The sequence below is a fragment of the Aquibium microcysteis genome (genome assembly GCF_014495845.1).
Lineage (GTDB): Bacteria > Pseudomonadota > Alphaproteobacteria > Rhizobiales > Rhizobiaceae > Aquibium > Aquibium microcysteis.
In genome coordinates this window covers 986787-1003364 of record NZ_CP061080.1, presented here as the reverse complement: position 1 = coordinate 1003364, position 16578 = coordinate 986787, and the positions used below count along the sequence as shown (strand labels likewise).

The following is a 16578-nucleotide window of genomic DNA, read 5'->3' as shown; positions in this document are numbered from 1 at the left end:
GAGAGTGGCGAAGGGGCCGAAGCCCCTTCGCCGGAGCCTTGGGAGGGCTTACTGGGTCTTGAGCAGCGGGCAGTTGCTCTCGGAAGCCGGCCGCCACACGTCTTCGGCGGGGATCGTCGAGGTGACGGTGTAGTAGTCGTAGGGCTGCTTCACCTCGTCGGGGCTCTTGATGGTCACCGCATACATCGGCCGCATCACCTGCCCGTCCTTGCGGATCTTGACGTCCTTCATCTGGAAGTCGTTGACCGGCATCTCGTGCATCTTGGCCACGACCGCCTCGCCATCGTCCGTGCCGGTTTCCTTGACGGCCTTCAGATAGTGGGTGATCGCGCTGTAGGTGCCGGCCATGGTCTCGTTGGGGATGCGGTCGCGGAAACGCTTCTTGAAGCGGTCGGCGAATTCGCGGGTCTCGTCGTTCAGATCCCAGTAGCCGGGCGTGACGATCGACATGCCCTTGACCGCGTCGAGGCCGATGCCGTGCACCTGGTTGATCTGCAGCCCGAGCGCCACGACCTGCTGGCCGCCGGCCTGGATGCCGAATTCCTGCGACTGCTTGACCGCGTTGGCGAAGTCCGCGCCCGAATTGGCCAGCACGATGACGTCGGCACCGCTCGCCTGCGCCTGCAGGAGGTAGGACGAGAAGTCGTTGCTGTTGAGCGGATGCAGCACCGAGCCCAGCACCTTGCCGCCGGCATCCTCGATGAACTTGGTCGCGTCGGCCTGCCACTGCTTGCCGAAGGTGTAGTCGACGGTGATGAAGTAGTAGGTCTCGTTGCCGGCAGCGATCATCGACTTGATGACGCCCTTGGCGAGCGAATAGGTGTCGAGGACCCACTGCGTGCCCATGGGCGAGCAGGCGTCGTTGGTCAGGCCCGAAGACGCGGTGCCGGCCAGCATGTAGGGCTTCTTCTTCTCCGCCATCATGGCCTGGATCGCGATGGCGATCGACGAGGCCGAACCGCCGACGATGGCATCGACGCCCTCGTCGTCGACCCACTTCTGCGCGATCGCCGCACCGATGTCGGGCTTGTTCTGGTCGTCGGCGATGACCAGTTCGATCTTCTTGCCGTTCACCTCGCCGCCGAAATCCTCGATGGCCATGCGGGCGGCCTCGACGGTGCCCGGACCGCCGTTGTCGGCATAGGGGCCGGACTGGTCGTTCATGACGCCGATCTTGACCACGTCACCCGAGATGCCCTCGGCAAAGGCCGACGGGACGAGGACGGTCGAGGCCAGCAGGCCGGCGACCGCGTATCTGAACACATGCTTCTTCATGTCATTTCCTCCACTTCAGTATCTTCGATGCCCCGGAGATCACCCCGATCGAAGACGGTTGCATCGACGGCTCATGCCGCGATGGATCACGAGAATGCGAACGTCATGGCGCCGTCGACGAGCATCATGTCGCCGCTGACCCAGCCGGATTCGGGGCCGGCCAGGAAGACGGCGGCATTGGCGATGTCCTCCGGCTCGCCCAGCCGGCCGAGCGGCACCTTCTGGCGTCGCCGCTCCCAGCCCGCCTCGTCGACGACGAGGTTGGCGCCGTCGGTGCGCGTCGAGCCCGGCGCGATGGCGTTGACGCGGATGTTCAGCGGGCCGAATTCGGCCGCGGCCGAGCGGGTGGATGCCTGGACGGCCGCCTTGACGGCGCTGTACATCACGCCGTGCCGCATGGCGAGCAGCGCCGCCGGCGACGCGATGTTGACGATCGAGCCGCCGCCGGCCTTCTCCATCTGCGGCACGACGGCCTGATAGCCCCAGATCACGCCCTTGAAGCCGACGTCGATCATCAGGCCGATGGTCTTCTCGTCCTGCTCCAGGAGCGGGCCGTATCGGTTGAACATGGCGTTGTTGACGAGGATCGTCGTCGGCCCGAAGGCGGCTTCGAGCCGCGCGGCGGCCTCGAAGACGTCGGCGCGCTTCGCCACGTTTCCGACGAGCGGGATGGCCCGGCCGCCCGCCGCATTGATCGCGTCGGCGGCCTCGCCTGCGATCTCGGGCTTCAGGTCGAGCACGCCGACCGCGGCGCCCTCGCGGGCGAAGGCCTCCGAGATCGCGCGGCCGATACCGCGGCCGCCACCGGTCACGAGCGCCACGCGCCCCGCGAGCCTGCCTGCCATCGTCGTTCTTTCCTGCATGTCCACGTCCCGTTCCATTGCGTCCGGCTAAACCGCCGCGGCCGCCCGGCCGTCACGCCCGGGGGCGACCGCCGGCACCCCGGCAGACAGGCGCCCCCGCGGAGGGGCGCGCCGCACATGCCCCGCGGTGACGCTTCCAGCGCGGGCGAACGCTGCCCGTCGGCGCGCCCCAGCGCAGGGCCGCGCCACAGCGTTCCCTTGCCGGCACTGCCGCACAAATCGTTCGATAAGGATCCCGAGCCGCATGGCTCATCCTCCTCCCGCCGCGGACGTTCCCAAGGGCCGTCCGTCTCGTCTCCTCCCGGCGCCACGGCGTGTTCGGCCTTGACGAGCGATACATTGTCATGCGGAGTGCGCCGGAACCAGACAAACTCGTACGTGGCGGGCAGTTTCACATCTCTGAATCTCCGCCTCGCCAATGGACCGTCCGATGCAGAACTCGCAGGTCAAGTCGGCTACACGGGCGATCGAGATCCTCGAATATTTCAAGCGCGTTAGGCAGCCACGGGCGATGTCGGAGATCGCCATCGCACTCGGCTATCCGCAGTCGAGCACGACGGTGCTGCTGAAGACGCTGGTGACGCTCGGCTACCTGAACTTCGACCGCAGCGACCGCCTCTATTTCCCCACACCCAAGGTGACGTCGCTCGGAGACTGGATACCGCGGGCCCTGTTCGGCACCAGCCGGGTGCTCGACGCGATGCGCGACGTGCATGCGGCGACCGGGGAGACGGTGTCGATCGGCATCCGCAACGACGTCTACCTGCAGTACATCCAGATCATCCAGTCGGTGCATGCGCTGCGGTTCCACGTCGACGAAGGCACGCTGCGGCCGCTGACGCAGTCGGCGGTCGGCTGGATGCTCCTGTCGACGATGCCCGACGACAAGATCGACAACATCGTGCGCCGTGCCAACATCGCGACGCCGAAGCCCGCGGACCGCGTGAAGATCGCCGACATGATGGAGAAGGTGCGGGAGGTCCGGAAAACCGGATTCTGCTGGACCGAGAACGTGCCCTTCCTCGGCGGCGGAACGATCTGCGTGCTCCTGCCGGTCACGATCCAGAACCAGCCGGTGGTTCTGGGGCTCGGCGGCGCGGCCGAGCGGATCCGCCAGAACCGCGACCGCTATCTGGCTGCGCTGCAGCGGGCGGCGCGGGCCGTGCAGCCGACCGATCCGTTCGACCAGCCGATCGACATCGGGTTCTGAGCCGGCCGCGCGGGCGGCCGGCGCGAAACGCGGATGCCCGGCTCAGTGCGCCCGGGCCTGCCCCGGCGCGTCGGCCTTCGCCTCGCCCTTGCGGCGGCTGGCGAGGAAGGTCGCCAGCGCCGACAGCTCGCCGACGAAGCCGCGGCGGAAGAAGACGATCACGACGAGCAGAATGACGCCCTGGCTGATCAGCGCCCACTCGCCGAAGCCGGCGAGATAGTCGTTGAGCCAGATGATGATGCCGGCGCCGAAGATCGGTCCGAGCAGCGTGCCGAGGCCACCGAGCAGCGTCATCAGGATGACCTCGGCCGAGATGGGCCAGGAGGCGTCGGTCAGCGTCGCGAACTGGTAGACGGTCGCCTTCATGCCGCCCGCCACGCCCGCCATGGTCGCCGAGATGACGAAGGCGAGCAGCTTGATGCGCTCCGGGTCGAAGCCCAGCGATTCCACGCGCGGCTGGTTGTCGCGAACCGCCTTCAGGATCTCGCCATAGGGCGAATGGACCACCCGGTAGTAGACGAAGACGCTGATCAGGGTGATGGCGGCGACGACGTAGTAGTAGGTGCCGTTGTCGGCGACGTCGAAGAGGCCGAACAGGGGGCTGCGCGGGATGGCCTGCATGCCGTCCTCGCCGCCGGTGAACGGCGCCTGCAGCAGGATGAAATAGATGAACTGCGAGAAGGCGAGCGTGATCATGGCGAACTGGATGCCCTGACGGCGGATCGTCAGCAGGCCGATGAAGAGCCCGAGCAGGCCGCTGGCGGCCGCGCCGGCGAGGATCGCCAGTTCGATCGAGAGCGGGGTCGACTTGAGCAGATAACCCGTGACGTAGGCCGCACCGCCGAAGAACATGGCGTGGCCGAAGCACAGGAGCCCGGAATAGCCGAGCAGCAGGTTGAACGAGCAGGCGAAGACGACGAAGCACATGATCGTCATCAGCGTGACCGAGTAGAACTGGAAGGGCGCGACGGCGAGAAGCGCAATCGCCGCGGCGATCAGGAGAAGACGGACCATCAGTTCTGCTCCTTGCCGCTGAAGATACCGGCCGGCCGAAGGTAGAGCGCGACCGTCATGAACAGGAAGATGACGACGCTGGCGGCTTCCGGATAGAAGACCTTCGTCAGGCCCTCGACGACGCCCAGCATGTAGCCGGTGGCGACCGCGCCGATGATCGAACCCATGCCGCCGATCACCACGACCGCGAACACGACGATCATCAGGCTCGACCCCATCGACGGGGAGACCTGGTAGATCGGCGCGGCGAGCACGCCGCAGAGCCCGGCCAGCCCGACGCCGAAGCCGTAGGTGAGCGTCATCATCTTCGGCACGTTGATGCCGAAGGTCTGGACGAGCTGCGGCTTCTCGTTGGCGGCCCGCAGATAGGAACCGAGCTTGGTGTGCTCGATCAGGATCCAGGTTCCGATGCAGGTGACGACGGAGAAGACCACCACCCAGAGCCGGTAGTAGGGCATGAACATGAAACCGAGATTGACCCCGCCCGGAATGGGATTCTGATACGGCAGACCGGTGGAACCGTACTGGTAGCGCACGAGGCCTTCGACGATCAGCGCGACCGCATAGGTGGCGAGCAGGCTGTAGAGATGGTCGAGGCCGGCCAGCGGCCGCAGCAGGAAGCGTTCGAGGATCATGCCGGTGATCGCGACGAGTACCGGGGCGATGACCAGCGCGGGCCAGTAGCCGATGCCGAGATGGTTGAGCAGCAGCCAGGCCACGAAGGCGCCGAGCATGTACTGGGCGCCATGGGTGAAGTTGATGACGTGCATCATGCCGAAGATGATGACGAGGCCCATCGAGAGCATGGCGTAGAACGAGCCGTTGATCAGCCCGATCAGGACCTGCCCCATGAGCAGTTGCGTGGAGATACCGTCGAACATCGGCTCACACCCCCAGGTAGGATTTGACGCGGCCCATGTCGGCGGCGAGTTCGTCGTTGGTCAGCGTATCGACCACGTTGCCGTTCTCCACCACGACGTGGCGGTCGGCCACGAGCCTTGCGAAACGCAGGTTCTGCTCGACGAGAATGATGGTGAAGCCCTGCGCCTTCAGCCGCTTGATGATCTCGCCGATCTCCTTGACGACCACAGGGGCCAGGCCTTCGCTCGGCTCGTCGAGAAGGAGCAGCCTGGCACCGGTGCGCAGGATGCGGGCGATCGCCAGCATCTGCTGCTCGCCGCCCGACAGCTTGGTGCCGGGGCTGTTGGCGCGGGCCTTCAGATTGGGGAAGGTCTCGTAGAGCGCCTCGTCCGACAGGCCACCCGGACGCAGGACCGGCGGCAGGAACAGGTTCTCCTTCACCGAGAGCGAGGCGAAGATGCCGCGCTCTTCCGGACAATAGCCGATGCCGAGCCGTGCGATCTGGAACGGACGGCGCGAAATGGTCTCTTCGCCGGCGAAGCGGATCGAGCCGGTCCGCTTCTGCATCAGGCCGACGATGGAGCGCAGCGTCGTCGTCTTGCCGGCGCCGTTGCGGCCGATCAGCGTGACGAGTTCGCCCTCCCGGACGTCGAAGCCGATGCCGTGCAGGACGCGCGATTCGGCGTACCAGGCCCGCAGGTCGCGGACCTCGAGCAGCGGCGAACCGGTCGTCCCGCCCGCTGGACCGGCCGGCTGTGCAAGGCTATTCATCCACCCCTCCCATGTAGGCCTCGACCACGCGCTGGTCGCTGGAGACCTCGCCGTAGGTTCCTTCCGCAAGCACCTCGCCATGCTGCAGCACGGTGATGCGGTCGCACAGGTTGGAGACGACCGACAGGTTGTGCTCGACGAGCAGCACGGTCCGCCCGACGGCCACCTTGCGGATCAGGTCAGTGATCGGCTCGATGTCCTCGTGGCCCATGCCGGCGGTCGGCTCGTCGAGCAGCATCACCTGCGGCTCGAGCGCCAGCGTGGTGGCGATCTCCAGGGCGCGCTTCTTGCCGTAGGAGAGTTCGGCCGCCGTGATGCCCCGGCTCTCGACGATGCCGACCTGCTCGAGCAGTTCCTCGGCGCGCCGGTTGAGCGGCGCCACGGCGCGCAGCGACCGCCAGAAATGGTAGCCGGTGCCGTAGGGCGCCTGCAGCGCCACGCGCACGTTCTCGAGCACGGTCAGGTTCGGGAAGATCGCCGAAATCTGGAACGAGCGGACGAGGCCGCGCCGCGCGACCTCGGCGGTCCGCAGTCCGGAAATGTCCTCGCCGTTGAGCAGGATCCTGCCCTTCGTCGGCTGCAGGGTCTTGGTGAGAAGGTTGAAGCAGGTCGTCTTGCCGGCACCGTTGGGGCCGATGAGGGCGTGTATGGAGCCCCTCCGGACGGCGAGGTTCACGTCCTTGACGGCCGCGAAGCCGCCGAAGACCTTCGTCAGGCCTTCGCCGACCAATGCGTATTCCCCGCCCGTTGCCGTCGCGGCAGCCCCTGCCGGCACGGCATCAGCCATGGTGGCCATATTCTCCTCCCTCGAACGCGGGAAACCCGCGGCAGTCGATCAGCTCGGCAGTCTCAGGACGGCCTTTGCCAGGATGTTCTTCTGTATTTCGTTGGAGCCGCCGAAGATGGCCGGCGCCCGGGAATCCAGGAACAGGTTCATCGCGTCGACCTCGTCGTTGCCCGCTTCGATGTCGTCGAAGAAGCGTGCGTCCTCGCCCGCCAGCATCAGCGTCTCTTCGGTGATGCGCTGGTAGAGCTCGGTCGTGAAGATCTTGAGCATCGACACGTCGGCGCCGAGTTCGCCGCCGTCTCGCAGCACCTTGGCGAAGCGCTCGAAGGCAGAGCCGAGATCGTAGATGTCGAGCCGATGCTTGGCATAGCGCGACAGGAAGGCCGGATCGTCGAAGGCGCCGCGGGCACGCGCGAGCTTCTCCAGCCGCTCGATGGCGATCTCGGGCCGCGTGGTAGCGCCGAGGAAGATGCGCTCATGGCCGAGCACGGACTTGGCCACGTCCCAGCCCTGGTCGATCTCGCCGACGACGTTTGCCACGGGAACGCGGACGTCGTCGAAGAAGACCTCGCAGAAATCCGTCTCGCCGCGCAGGTTGGCGATCGGGCGCACGCGCACGCCCGGCGTCGTCATGTCGATCAGGAGGACGGTGATGCCCTTCTGGCGCACCTTCTCGTCGCGGCTGGTGCGCACCAGCGCGAAGATCCAGTTGGCGCAATGCGCCAGCGTCGTCCAGATCTTCTGGCCGTTGACGACGAAGACGTCGCCGTCTCGCACGGCGGCGGTGCGCAGGCTGGCAAGGTCCGAACCGGAGTTCGGCTCCGAGTAGCCCTGGCACCAGACGTGCTCGCCGGTGAGGATGCGCGGCAGGTAGTGCGCCTTCTGCTCCTCCGTGCCGTGTTCGAGCAGCAGCGGGCCGATCAGGCCGAGGCCGTGATCGGGAATGCGCGGGCAGCCGAGCCGGCCCCATTCCTCGACGTAGATCATGTGCTTGGCGGGCGTCAGGCCCATGCCGCCGTGCTCGACCGGCCAGACCGGCGCGAGCCAGCCTTCCTCGGCGAGCGCATGGTACCAGACCGAGACCTCGTCGAAGAGCGGCCGCTGCTTGCGCATGAAGCGCAGCTCGGCCGGCAGCCGCCGCGCGACGAGATCGCGGAAGGCCTCTCGGAAGGCCTCGTCGGACATCGCATTCCAGTCGGTCGCGGGCGCCATCAGATCTCGTCCTTGAACACCGCCGGACGCTTCTCCACGAAGGCGCGCATGGCTTCCTTGGAATCCGGGTGACGGGTCATCTCGACGGTCAGATTCTGCTCGAAGCGGTAGCCGTCGCGCAAGGGCATGTGCTCGACCGTGTTGATGGCGCGCTTGGCGAGGCTGAGCGCCTTCGGGCTCTTCGAGGCGATGGTGCGCGCCATCTTCATGGCCTCGTCCATCAGGTTCTCCAGCGGCACGCAGGCCTCGATGATGCCGCGGCGATAGGCCTCTTCGGCCGGAACACGGTAGCCGGTCAGGATCATGCGGCGGGCGAGCGACTTCGGGAACAGCGACATGGTGTGGCGCGCGCCGCCCATCAGGCCGATGTCGATCTCGGGCAGGCCGAAGACGGCATTGTCGGAGGCCAGGATGATGTCGGCGGCGATGATGGGACCCATGCCGGCGCCGAGCGCCGGACCGTTGACGGCGGCGATGACGGCCTTTCCGCATTCCATGATGCAGTTCGACACCTCGCGCGTGCGCCGCAGGTGGCGGTAGGTCTCGCCCTTGATGTCGCCGACGGCCTGGCGGTTCTTGATGTCGGCGCCGGCCGAGAAGATCTTCTCGCGGCCGGTGATGACGATGCAGCGGACTTCCGGCGTGTCGTTGAGTTCGTCGAAGACCTCGATCATCTCCTCCGAGAAGTCACGCGAGTAGGCATTGACCGGGGCGTTGTCCATCTTGACGACCGCGACGCGGTCTTCGATCGTCACCTTGATGAGATTGTTGCGCATGGTTTTCCTCCCGGCCTCAGGCCGCACGTTCCAGTTTGACGAATTCCAGACGCAGCGCCTCCGGCTGGCCGAGCGTCGCGTTCAGGCTGATCGCGCGCTTCAGGTAGAGGCCGATGTCGCATTCGTCGGTGAAGCCCATGGCGCCGTGCAGATGGACGGCGCGGCGGCAGATCGAGACGGCTGCGTCGCCCGCCCGCGCCTTGGCGGCGAGCACGGCCAGATGACCGGCCCGGACATCGCCGGCGGCAAGAGTCTCGACCGCGTTGACGACGGCCGCGCAGGCGAATTCGGCGTCCGACCACATCTCGACGAGGCGGTGCTGGATGGCCTGGAAGCTGGCGATCGGCTTGCCGAACTGCACGCGTGCCTTCGTGTAGTCGATGGTGATCTCGACCGCGCGGGACGCGATGCCGGCGAGTTCGGCCGCGAGCGCGACACGGGCATTGCCGACCGCCTCGCCGAGCAGTTCCGCCTCGCCCGGCGCCTGCGCGATCAGGGCGGTGTCCGGCAGCCGGCACTGGTCGAAGCGGAGCCTGCCGATCGCCGCGCCGTCGACGCCGGCGGCGGCCTCGACCGTCAGGCCGGCACTGCCGGCCGGAACGGAGAACAGGCCGACACCGCCGTCGAGGGCAGCGACGACCAGAAAGTCCGTGGCCGAGAGCGCCAGATCGACGTGACGCTTCTCGCCCGAGATCAGGTATCCGCCGTCCGGCGCGACCCGCGCGGCGGCGGCACGGCCGGCGACGTCCATCCATGCCGGCGCCAGCGTCAGACTGCCGTCGACGAGGCCGGCCACGAGGCGGTCGCGCTCCGCCGAGGCGGCCGCCCGGGACAGAAGGCTCGACGAAAACACGGCAGCGGTGGCGACGGGCTCGCTGATCAGCGCGCGCCCGAGCGCTTCGCTGACGACGGCCTGCTCGGTGAGGGAGAGACCCGTGCCGCCCAGTTCCTCGGGAACGAGAATGCCGGTCCAGCCGGCCTCCGCCATCGCCGTCCAGAGCGCCCGGTCCGTGTCGGCGCCGGCCGCACGCTTGCGGCGCACCGAGGCCGGCCCTGGCTGGCGCGAAGCGAGCGTCGCAACGCTGTCGCGCAGCATGGCGAGCATGCCTTCGGCATCATCGAAAATGGTCTGCGGCATCATTCCTCCCGGATGCAGCCCAAGCCGTCCTGCGCCGCACGGTAGGCGAAGCCTCGCTGGCGTACAAACGAAACAGCTTGCTGCAGTGTCGTTTCATAAATGTGAAGCGGTCAGACGTCCGCGCGTCAGGACGGCAGCCGGTGGTCGCGGAACTGCTCGCGCAATTTCGTCTTCTGCAGCTTGCCGGTGGCGGTGTGCGGCAGCGTGTCGACGAAGGCGATGTCGTCGGGCAGCCACCATTTCGCGACGCGCTCGGCCAGGAACGCGAGAAGCTCTTCCCGGGTGGGCGCCCTGCCCGGCTTCGGCACCACGATCATCAGCGGGCGCTCCTGCCAGCGCGGATGATGAACACCGATGACCGCTGCCTCGGCGACCCCCGGATGCGCCACGGCAGCGTTCTCGAGGTCGATCGAGGAGATCCATTCGCCGCCCGACTTGATCACGTCCTTCGAACGATCGGTGAGCTGGACGTAGCCGTCGGCGTCGATCTTGGCGACGTCGCCGGTCGCGAACCAGCCCTCGGCATCGAGCACGTCGCCGCCCTCGCCGCGGAAATAGCCCGACGCGACCCATGGCCCGCGCACGAGGAGGTCGCCGGCGACCGATCCGTCGTGCGGCAGAGGCCGGCCGTCCTCGCCGCGGATGCGCAGCTCGACGCCGTAGATGGCGCGGCCCTGCTTCGCCTGGATGGAGACCTGATCGTCTTCCGATGCCTCCCTGTGCTTCGGCAGCAGATTGCCGATGGTGGCGAGCGGGCTCGTCTCGCTCATGCCCCAGGCGTGGATGACGAAGACGCCGAAATCGCGCCGGAAGCGCTCGATGACGGCGCGCGGCGCGGCCGAGCCGCCGATCACCACCCGCTCGAGCTTCAGGCCCGACAGGTCGATGCCCGGCGTGTCGTCGACATGCTTGAAGAAGCCGAGCCAGACGGTGGGAACGCCGAGGGAGAAGTTGCAGGCTTCGGCGACAGCGATGTCGAACAGGCTGCGGCCGTCGAGCTGCGGGCCGGGCAGCACCAGCTTGGCGCCGCACATGGCGGCGGCATAGGGAATGCCCCAGGCATTGACGTGGAACAGCGGCACGGCGAGCAGCACGCTGTCGGCGCTGGACAGGCGCAGGCCGTCGGCCGCGCAGGCGGTGAAGGAATGCAGCAGCGTGGAGCGGTGCGAATAGAGCACGCCCTTCGGGTTGCCGGTCGTGCCCGAGGTGTAGCAGAGCGAGGAGGCGGATTTCTCGTCGAACTGCGGCCAGTCGAAGACGTCGTCCTCGGCAGCGATCAGGTCCTCGTAGGCTTCGCAGCCCGCCAGGTCACCGGTCAGATGGCCAGCGTCGGTCATGGCGACGAAACGCTCGACCTTGCCGAGCTTCGGCCGCAGGTCCTTTACGAGGCCGGCGAAGGTGACGTCGAACAGGAGGACCCTGCTCTCGGCGTGATTGAGGATGTAGTCGATCTGCTCGGGAAAGAGCCGCGGATTGACGGTGTGGAGCACGGCGCCGATGCCCGACACCGCGAAATAGAGTTCGACGTGGCGGTGCGTGTTCCAGGCGAGGGTCGCGACCCGGTCGCCGGGCCTGATGCCCATGCGGATGAGCGCCTTGGCCAGTTTTGCGGCACGCGAGCGGACCTGCGCCCAGTTCGTGCGCACGATCGGCCCTTCGCAGGTGCGGCTGACGATCTCGACCTGCGGATGGTAGCGGGCGGCGTGCTCGATCAGCGTCGAGATCAACAGCTGCCTGTCCTGCATCAAGCCCAGCATTGGCATTCCTCCCTGAAGTCGAGCCAGCCTCCACCGGCGCGCCGCAAAATCGGCGGGGTATCGTGGCAAGTCAATCGACTGCGCATATGCGCAGGGTCGATTCACACCTGTGAAATGTCCCGGAAGACAGGCCGCCGATTTGCCTTCGGCCCGGCGGGATGGTGGAGAGGAGCGTGACATCTGCGAGGGAGGATCCGGATGAGCGTTCTGTTCAGCGAAGGCCGCATCGGCGGCATTTCCATCGGCAACCGCATCGTCGTCTCGCCGATGTGCCAGTACAGCGCCGTCGACGGCGTCGCGCAGGACTGGCATCTCGTCCACCTCGGCTCGCTGATGATGTCGGGTGCGGGCCTCGTGATCCTCGAAGCCACGGCGGTCGAGGCGGCCGGCCGCGGCACGCATGGCTGCCTTGGCCTGTACGACGACACGCAGGAGGCGGCGTTGACCCGGCTGGTCGGGGCGCTGCGGAAACTCTCGCCGGCGAAGATCGGCCTCCAGCTCACCCATTGCGGCCGCAAGGCGGCCACCCGAACGATCCCCGAGCGGTGGCGCGGCGAGCCGCTGCCGCCGGAGGAAGGCGCCTGGACGCCGGTCGCGCCGTCCCCGATCGCCTATGACCCGGACTGGCAGACGCCGGACGAACTCGACGAGGCGGGAATCCTGCGCATCATCGACGCCTTCGCCGACAGCACGCGCCGCGCCGCCCGCGCCGGCTTCGATCTTCTCGAACTGCACGGCGCACATGGCTACCTGATCCACCAGTTCCTGTCGCCGATCACCAACCGGCGCACCGACCGCTGGGGCGGCTCGGCCGAGAACCGCAACCGTTTCGCCGTCGAGGTGGTGCGCGCGGTGCGGGCGGCATGGCCGCGCGAGCGGGCGCTGGGATTGCGGATGAACTCAACGGACTGGACCCCGGAAGGCTCGACGCTCGACGACGCCGTCGCGCTCGCCGCAGCGCTGGAGGCGGAGGGACTGGACTATGTCGTGATGTCGTCCGGCAACATCCGCCCCGGCATCGCGATCCCGCCGGCGACACCTGGCCACCAGGTGCCTTTCGCGCAGGCGGTCAAGGAGGCGACCGGCCTTGCCGTCATGGCGGTCGGGATGATCGTGGAGGCGAGGCAGGCGGAGGCGATCGTGACTACGGGTGCCGCCGATTTCGTGGCGCTGGCGCGGCCGATGCTCGACAATCCGCGCTGGGGCATCCATGCGGCGGCCGAGCTCGGCGCCGACATCGCCTACCCGCCGCAATACATCCGCGCACGCCCCAACAACTGGCTCGGCTTCCGCCACGTCCACCCGCAGGCCAACCCGCCCGCCTCGACGCTGCAGCTCGACCGGCCGCGCAGCGTGGCGAGCTGGGACCGGCCGGAGACCCCGGGGCGGAGGTAGCGCCCGACCGGGCGCGAAATCTTGCGACGGTCCACGATCAGCCGCCGCGCCGGCGCCGCCACTCCTCATAGCGTTCCAGCGTCTCCTCGCGGGTCGGCGGGTAGAGGCCGATGATGGCGTGGCCGGCGCGGACGCTCTCCCAGACGAAGGCCTCGAAGTCCTCCATCTCGGCGCATTCCAGCCCGATCTCGTCGGCGAGGTGGGCGGGGATGACGACCACGCCGTCGCCGTCGCCGACGATCACGTCGCCTGGGAAGACAGGCGCGTCGCCGCAGCCGATCGGGACGTCGATGTCGATGGCTTCGTGCAGCGTCAGGTTGGTGGGAGCGGAGGGGCGGACGTGGAAGGCGGGGATGTCGAGCGCGCCGATGGCCTCGGCGTCGCGGAAGCCGCCGTCGGTCACGACGCCGGCGCAGCCCCGCACCTGCAGGCGGGTGACCAGGATGGAGCCGGCCGAGGCGGCGCGGGCGTCCTTGCGGCTGTCGATCACCAGCACGTGGCCCGGCGGGCAGCGCTCCACCGCGACGCGCTGCGGATGGTCCTCGTTGCGGAACACGGAGATCGGGTTGCGGTCCTCGCGCGCGGGCATGTAGCGGAGGGTGAAGGCCTGGCCGATCATGGTGCCCGCCTTGCGCGCAACCGGCAGCGCGCCCTGGATGACCTGGCTGCGCAGGCCGCGCTTGAAGAGGGCCGTGGCGATCGAGGCGGTCGAGGCCCGCTTCAGCCGGTCGCGGGTTTCGTCGCCGAGCACATAGTCCGACATGGCGGGATCCTGATCTAGTAGATGGCGGGTTCGTCGACCGGCGCGCCGAAGCCGGTCTCCAGGAAGTCGAAGTCGCAGCCCCTGTCGGCCTGCAGGATGTGGCGGGTGAACATCCAGCCGTAGCCGCGCTCGTAGCGCGGCGCGGGCGGCGTCCAGGCGGCGCGGCGGGCGGCGAGTTCGTCGTCGCCGACCAGCATGTCGAGCCGCCGTTCCGGCACGCTCAGCCGCACGCGGTCGCCGTTCCGCAGCAGCGCCAGCGGCCCGCCGACGAAGGCTTCCGGGGCGACGTGGAGGACGCAGGCGCCGTAGGACGTGCCCGACATGCGCGCGTCGGACAGGCGCACCATGTCGCGGTGCCCCTTCCTCAGCAGCGCCTTCGGCATCGGGATCATGCCCCATTCGGGCATGCCCGGACCGCCCTTGGGGCCCGCGTTGCGCAGCACGAGCACGGCGTCCGGCGGGATGTCCCAGTCGATGTCGTCGAGCTTCTCCTTGAGCGCCGGATAGCCGTCGAAGACGTAGGCCGGTCCTTCGTGGACATGGAAGCGCGGATCGCACGCGGCCGGCTTGATCACAGCACCGTCGGGCGCGAGATTGCCCTTCAGCACCGCGAGCGAGCCCTCGCTGTAGACCGGGTTGGAGAGCGGGCGGATCACGTCCTCGTCGAAGATCTCGACATCGGCCAGGTTCTCGCCGAGCGTGCCGCCGTTGACCGTCGGGCAGTCGAGATTCAGACGGTCGCCGAGCTGCTTCATCAATGCCGGAAGCCCGCCCGCGTAGAAGAAGTCCTCCATGAGGTACACGTCGCCGACCGGGCGGATGTTGGCGATGACGGGCGTCGTGCGGCTCTTGCGGTCGAGGTCGTCGAGCGACAGGGCGACGCCCGCCCGGTGGGCCATGGCGATCAGGTGGATGATGGCGTTGGTGGAGCAGCCGAGCGCCATGGCGACGGTGTTGGCGTTGTCGAAGGCCTTCGCGGTGAGGATGCGGCCGGGCACGAGATCGTCCCAGACCATGTCGACGATGCGGCGGCCGCAGGCGGCCGCCATCCTCGGGTGGTTCGCATCGGGTGCGGGGATGGACGAGGCTCCGGGCAGGCACAGGCCGAGCGCCTCGGCGATCGCCGTCATGGTGGAGGCCGTGCCCATGGTCATGCAATGGCCATGCGAGCGCGCGATGCCCTTCTCCATCTCCTGCCATTGAGCCTCGGTCACCGTGCCGGCCCGCCGGTCGTCCCAGTGTTTCCAGGCGTCGGAGCCCGAGCCGAGCGTCCTGCCGCGCCAGTTGCCGCGCAGCATGGGGCCGGCGGGGAAGAAGATCATCGGCAGGCCGGCCGAAACCGCGCCCATCACCAGGCCCGGCGTGGTCTTGTCGCAGCCGCCCATCAGCACGACCCCGTCGACCGGGTGGGAGCGGATCTGCTCCTCGGTCTCCATCGCCAGCATGTTGCGGTAGAGCATGGTCGTCGGCTTGACCGCGCTTTCGCTGAGCGAAAGCGCCGGAAGTTCGACCGGGAAGCCGCCGGCCTGCAGGACGCCGCGCTTCACGTCCTCGACCCGCTCGCGGAAGTGCACGTGGCACTGGTTCATGTCCGACCAGGTGTTGAGGATCGCGATCACCGGCTTGCCCAGCCAGTCCTCGTAGCCGTAGCCCATCTGCAGGACGCGGCTGCGGTGGCCGAACGATCGCAGGTCGTCGGGGGCGAACCAGCGGGCGCTTCTCAGATCCCTGGCGTCCTTGCGTGGCATGAGGTCAGGTCCTCGTCCGAATGGCGTGAGATGGGCCGCCGGTGCGCCAGAACGGCACGGCGGGTCCGCGAAGAAGGGGCGGCAGGTCGGTCGCGACGGCGAGTTGACCGCCATAGCCGCCGGCCGACTTGGCGGTGACGACGAGGCCGCCGTCGAAGAAGGCGAGCTTGGTGGGGGCGCTGAACGGCAGCGGGACGGACACCGCGAGATCGCCGTCACCGGAGAAGCCGCAGAGGGCTGCGCCGTCCACCGAGGCGATCCAGTAGAGGTCGCCATTGCTGCCCAGCGCGGCGCCGTCGGGACGTCCCGGCATGTCGTGTGCTGCGGCGAAGACGGTGCGCGGCCCGAGGTCGGCAGTCGCGAAGTCGCAGGCGGCGGTCCAGACGGTCCGGACGTGGGGATGCGAGTCCGAGACATAGAGACGGCCGCGACCGACATCCGCCGCCAGCCCGTTCGGGGTGGTGAGGCCGGTGAGCACCGTGCGCAGACCGAGATCGGCCGTCACGACATGGAGCGCCGCCCGCCCCGGCGCGGCGTCCATCGCCATGGTGGAGACCCACAGCCGCCCGGTGGCGTCGACCGTGGCATCGTTGAAGCGCCCTTCCCCGCCGAAGGAGACGAGGCGCTCGAACCGCGCGTCCGATGGCGAGAAGGCGTAGATGCCGCGCTGCATCCCGACGACGGGCCGGTCCTGTCCGGCAAGCGCCACGAAGCCGGGCGTCTGCGGGGTCGGCCAGCTCTGCGTCCGGCGCGTCGAGAGGCTCGTCTTCAGCAGCCGGCATCCCTCGATGTCGACCCACCAGATGCCGTCCGCAAGGTCCCAGACCGGGCTTTCGCCAAGCAGCGCGCCGTGGTCCCCGACCGGCTCCAGGCATATGTCCACTATCCGGCTCGATGCGACGTCCATACCGCCCGCTTCCCCCGGGGCCGATTGCCCCTTGACACCCGAGGCCTAGCGCAAGTAGGACTCTAGTGCAACTAATATATTAGTCTACGAAGGCCAATGGA

Annotated in this window: 15 protein-coding genes; 2 read left to right on the top strand and 13 right to left on the bottom strand. The window is 68.1% G+C overall.

What is annotated here, in order from left to right; translation table 11 throughout:
• Window positions 1-48 precede the first annotated feature (48 nt).
• Together IAI54_RS04505 and IAI54_RS04500 are read right to left on the bottom strand one after the other, a co-directional pair.
• On the bottom strand, window positions 49-1275 hold the full coding sequence (locus IAI54_RS04505; RefSeq protein WP_187971217.1) for an ABC transporter substrate-binding protein: 1227 nt from the start codon (window positions 1273-1275) through the stop codon (window positions 49-51).
• An 86-nt stretch (window positions 1276-1361) separates the two neighbouring features.
• Window positions 1362-2120 carry an SDR family NAD(P)-dependent oxidoreductase gene (locus IAI54_RS04500; protein ID WP_187971216.1) on the bottom strand — a complete coding sequence of 253 codons (759 nt, stop codon included), beginning with the start codon at window positions 2118-2120 and terminating at the stop codon, window positions 1362-1364.
• 448 nt (window positions 2121-2568) lie between these two features.
• Here IAI54_RS04500 and IAI54_RS04495 point away from each other — a divergent pair, with 448 nt between their 5' ends.
• Window positions 2569-3348 (top strand): IclR family transcriptional regulator, encoded by a 780-nt coding sequence (locus IAI54_RS04495; protein WP_187971215.1) that lies wholly within the window; start codon window positions 2569-2571, stop codon window positions 3346-3348.
• Window positions 3349-3390: 42 nt separating this feature from the next.
• On the opposite strand, the gene IAI54_RS04490 is transcribed toward IAI54_RS04495, so the two are convergent.
• The 8 genes from IAI54_RS04490 to IAI54_RS04455 form a co-directional block, all read right to left on the bottom strand.
• Window positions 3391-4362, bottom strand: a complete 972-nt coding sequence (locus tag IAI54_RS04490; RefSeq protein ID WP_187971214.1) for a branched-chain amino acid ABC transporter permease — start codon at window positions 4360-4362, stop codon at window positions 3391-3393.
• Window positions 4362-5243, bottom strand: a complete 882-nt coding sequence (locus IAI54_RS04485) for a branched-chain amino acid ABC transporter permease (protein ID WP_187971213.1) — start codon at window positions 5241-5243, stop codon at window positions 4362-4364. Before IAI54_RS04485 ends, IAI54_RS04490 begins: the two co-directional genes overlap by 1 nt.
• A 4-nt stretch (window positions 5244-5247) precedes the next feature.
• Entirely contained in the window at window positions 5248-5994 is a 747-nt protein-coding gene (locus IAI54_RS04480) for an ABC transporter ATP-binding protein (protein WP_187971212.1), read from the bottom strand.
• Window positions 5987-6781 carry an ABC transporter ATP-binding protein gene (locus IAI54_RS04475; protein ID WP_187973013.1) on the bottom strand — a complete coding sequence of 265 codons (795 nt, stop codon included), beginning with the start codon at window positions 6779-6781 and terminating at the stop codon, window positions 5987-5989. The genes IAI54_RS04480 and IAI54_RS04475 overlap by 8 nt, the downstream gene beginning before the upstream one ends.
• Before the next feature lie 48 nt (window positions 6782-6829).
• Window positions 6830-7993, bottom strand: coding sequence for an acyl-CoA dehydrogenase family protein (locus tag IAI54_RS04470; RefSeq protein WP_187971211.1), 1164 nt, complete (start codon window positions 7991-7993; stop codon window positions 6830-6832).
• Window positions 7993-8769, bottom strand: a complete 777-nt coding sequence (locus IAI54_RS04465; RefSeq protein WP_187971210.1) for an enoyl-CoA hydratase/isomerase family protein — start codon at window positions 8767-8769, stop codon at window positions 7993-7995. The genes IAI54_RS04470 and IAI54_RS04465 overlap by 1 nt, the downstream gene beginning before the upstream one ends.
• A 16-nt stretch (window positions 8770-8785) precedes the next feature.
• Window positions 8786-9907, bottom strand: a complete 1122-nt coding sequence (locus IAI54_RS04460) for an acyl-CoA dehydrogenase family protein (RefSeq protein ID WP_187971209.1) — start codon at window positions 9905-9907, stop codon at window positions 8786-8788.
• A 125-nt stretch (window positions 9908-10032) separates the two neighbouring features.
• Complete coding sequence (locus tag IAI54_RS04455; protein WP_187971208.1) at window positions 10033-11664, bottom strand: long-chain-fatty-acid--CoA ligase; 1632 nt, start codon at window positions 11662-11664, stop codon at window positions 10033-10035.
• A 198-nt stretch (window positions 11665-11862) separates the two neighbouring features.
• Here IAI54_RS04455 and IAI54_RS04450 point away from each other — a divergent pair, with 198 nt between their 5' ends.
• Complete coding sequence (locus IAI54_RS04450) at window positions 11863-13059, top strand: NADH:flavin oxidoreductase/NADH oxidase (protein ID WP_187971207.1); 1197 nt, start codon at window positions 11863-11865, stop codon at window positions 13057-13059.
• Between the two features lie 37 nt (window positions 13060-13096).
• Here the strand turns inward: IAI54_RS04450 and IAI54_RS04445 are convergent, their stop codons facing one another.
• Genes IAI54_RS04445 through IAI54_RS04435 form a run of 3 tightly spaced genes read right to left on the bottom strand, consistent with a single transcriptional unit; the run spans window position 13097 to window position 16453 of the window.
• The gene (locus IAI54_RS04445) at window positions 13097-13822 is read right to left on the bottom strand and encodes a ribonuclease activity regulator RraA (RefSeq protein ID WP_187971206.1); all 726 of its coding nucleotides are present in this window, start codon (window positions 13820-13822) and stop codon (window positions 13097-13099) included.
• Between the two features lie 14 nt (window positions 13823-13836).
• Window positions 13837-15570, bottom strand: a complete 1734-nt coding sequence (araD, locus tag IAI54_RS04440) for an L-arabinonate dehydratase (protein ID WP_187971205.1) — start codon at window positions 15568-15570, stop codon at window positions 13837-13839.
• Window positions 15571-15574: 4 nt separating this feature from the next.
• Complete coding sequence (locus tag IAI54_RS04435) at window positions 15575-16453, bottom strand: SMP-30/gluconolactonase/LRE family protein (RefSeq protein ID WP_187971204.1); 879 nt, start codon at window positions 16451-16453, stop codon at window positions 15575-15577.
• Window positions 16454-16578: the final 125 nt, after the last annotated feature.

Bases quoted from the DNA above. Each gene is read 5' to 3' on its own strand.
- IAI54_RS04485 (WP_187971213.1), bottom strand. From the start codon at position 5,243: ATGTTCGACGGTATCTCCACGCAACTGCTCATGGGGCAGGTCCTGATC.
- IAI54_RS04505 (WP_187971217.1), bottom strand. From the start codon at position 1,275: ATGAAGAAGCATGTGTTCAGATACGCGGTCGCCGGCCTGCTGGCCTCG.
- IAI54_RS04480 (WP_187971212.1), bottom strand. From the start codon at position 5,994: ATGAATAGCCTTGCACAGCCGGCCGGTCCAGCGGGCGGGACGACCGGT.
- IAI54_RS04450 (WP_187971207.1), top strand. From the start codon at position 11,863: ATGAGCGTTCTGTTCAGCGAAGGCCGCATCGGCGGCATTTCCATCGGC.
- IAI54_RS04465 (WP_187971210.1), bottom strand. From the start codon at position 8,769: ATGCGCAACAATCTCATCAAGGTGACGATCGAAGACCGCGTCGCGGTC.
- IAI54_RS04445 (WP_187971206.1), bottom strand. From the start codon at position 13,822: ATGTCGGACTATGTGCTCGGCGACGAAACCCGCGACCGGCTGAAGCGG.
- IAI54_RS04460 (WP_187971209.1), bottom strand. From the start codon at position 9,907: ATGCCGCAGACCATTTTCGATGATGCCGAAGGCATGCTCGCCATGCTG.
- IAI54_RS04470 (WP_187971211.1), bottom strand. From the start codon at position 7,993: ATGGCGCCCGCGACCGACTGGAATGCGATGTCCGACGAGGCCTTCCGA.
- araD (WP_187971205.1), bottom strand. From the start codon at position 15,570: ATGCCACGCAAGGACGCCAGGGATCTGAGAAGCGCCCGCTGGTTCGCC.
- IAI54_RS04455 (WP_187971208.1), bottom strand. From the start codon at position 11,664: ATGCTGGGCTTGATGCAGGACAGGCAGCTGTTGATCTCGACGCTGATC.
- IAI54_RS04500 (WP_187971216.1), bottom strand. From the start codon at position 2,120: ATGGCAGGCAGGCTCGCGGGGCGCGTGGCGCTCGTGACCGGTGGCGGC.
- IAI54_RS04490 (WP_187971214.1), bottom strand. From the start codon at position 4,362: ATGGTCCGTCTTCTCCTGATCGCCGCGGCGATTGCGCTTCTCGCCGTC.
- IAI54_RS04495 (WP_187971215.1), top strand. From the start codon at position 2,569: ATGCAGAACTCGCAGGTCAAGTCGGCTACACGGGCGATCGAGATCCTC.
- IAI54_RS04475 (WP_187973013.1), bottom strand. From the start codon at position 6,781: ATGGCTGATGCCGTGCCGGCAGGGGCTGCCGCGACGGCAACGGGCGGG.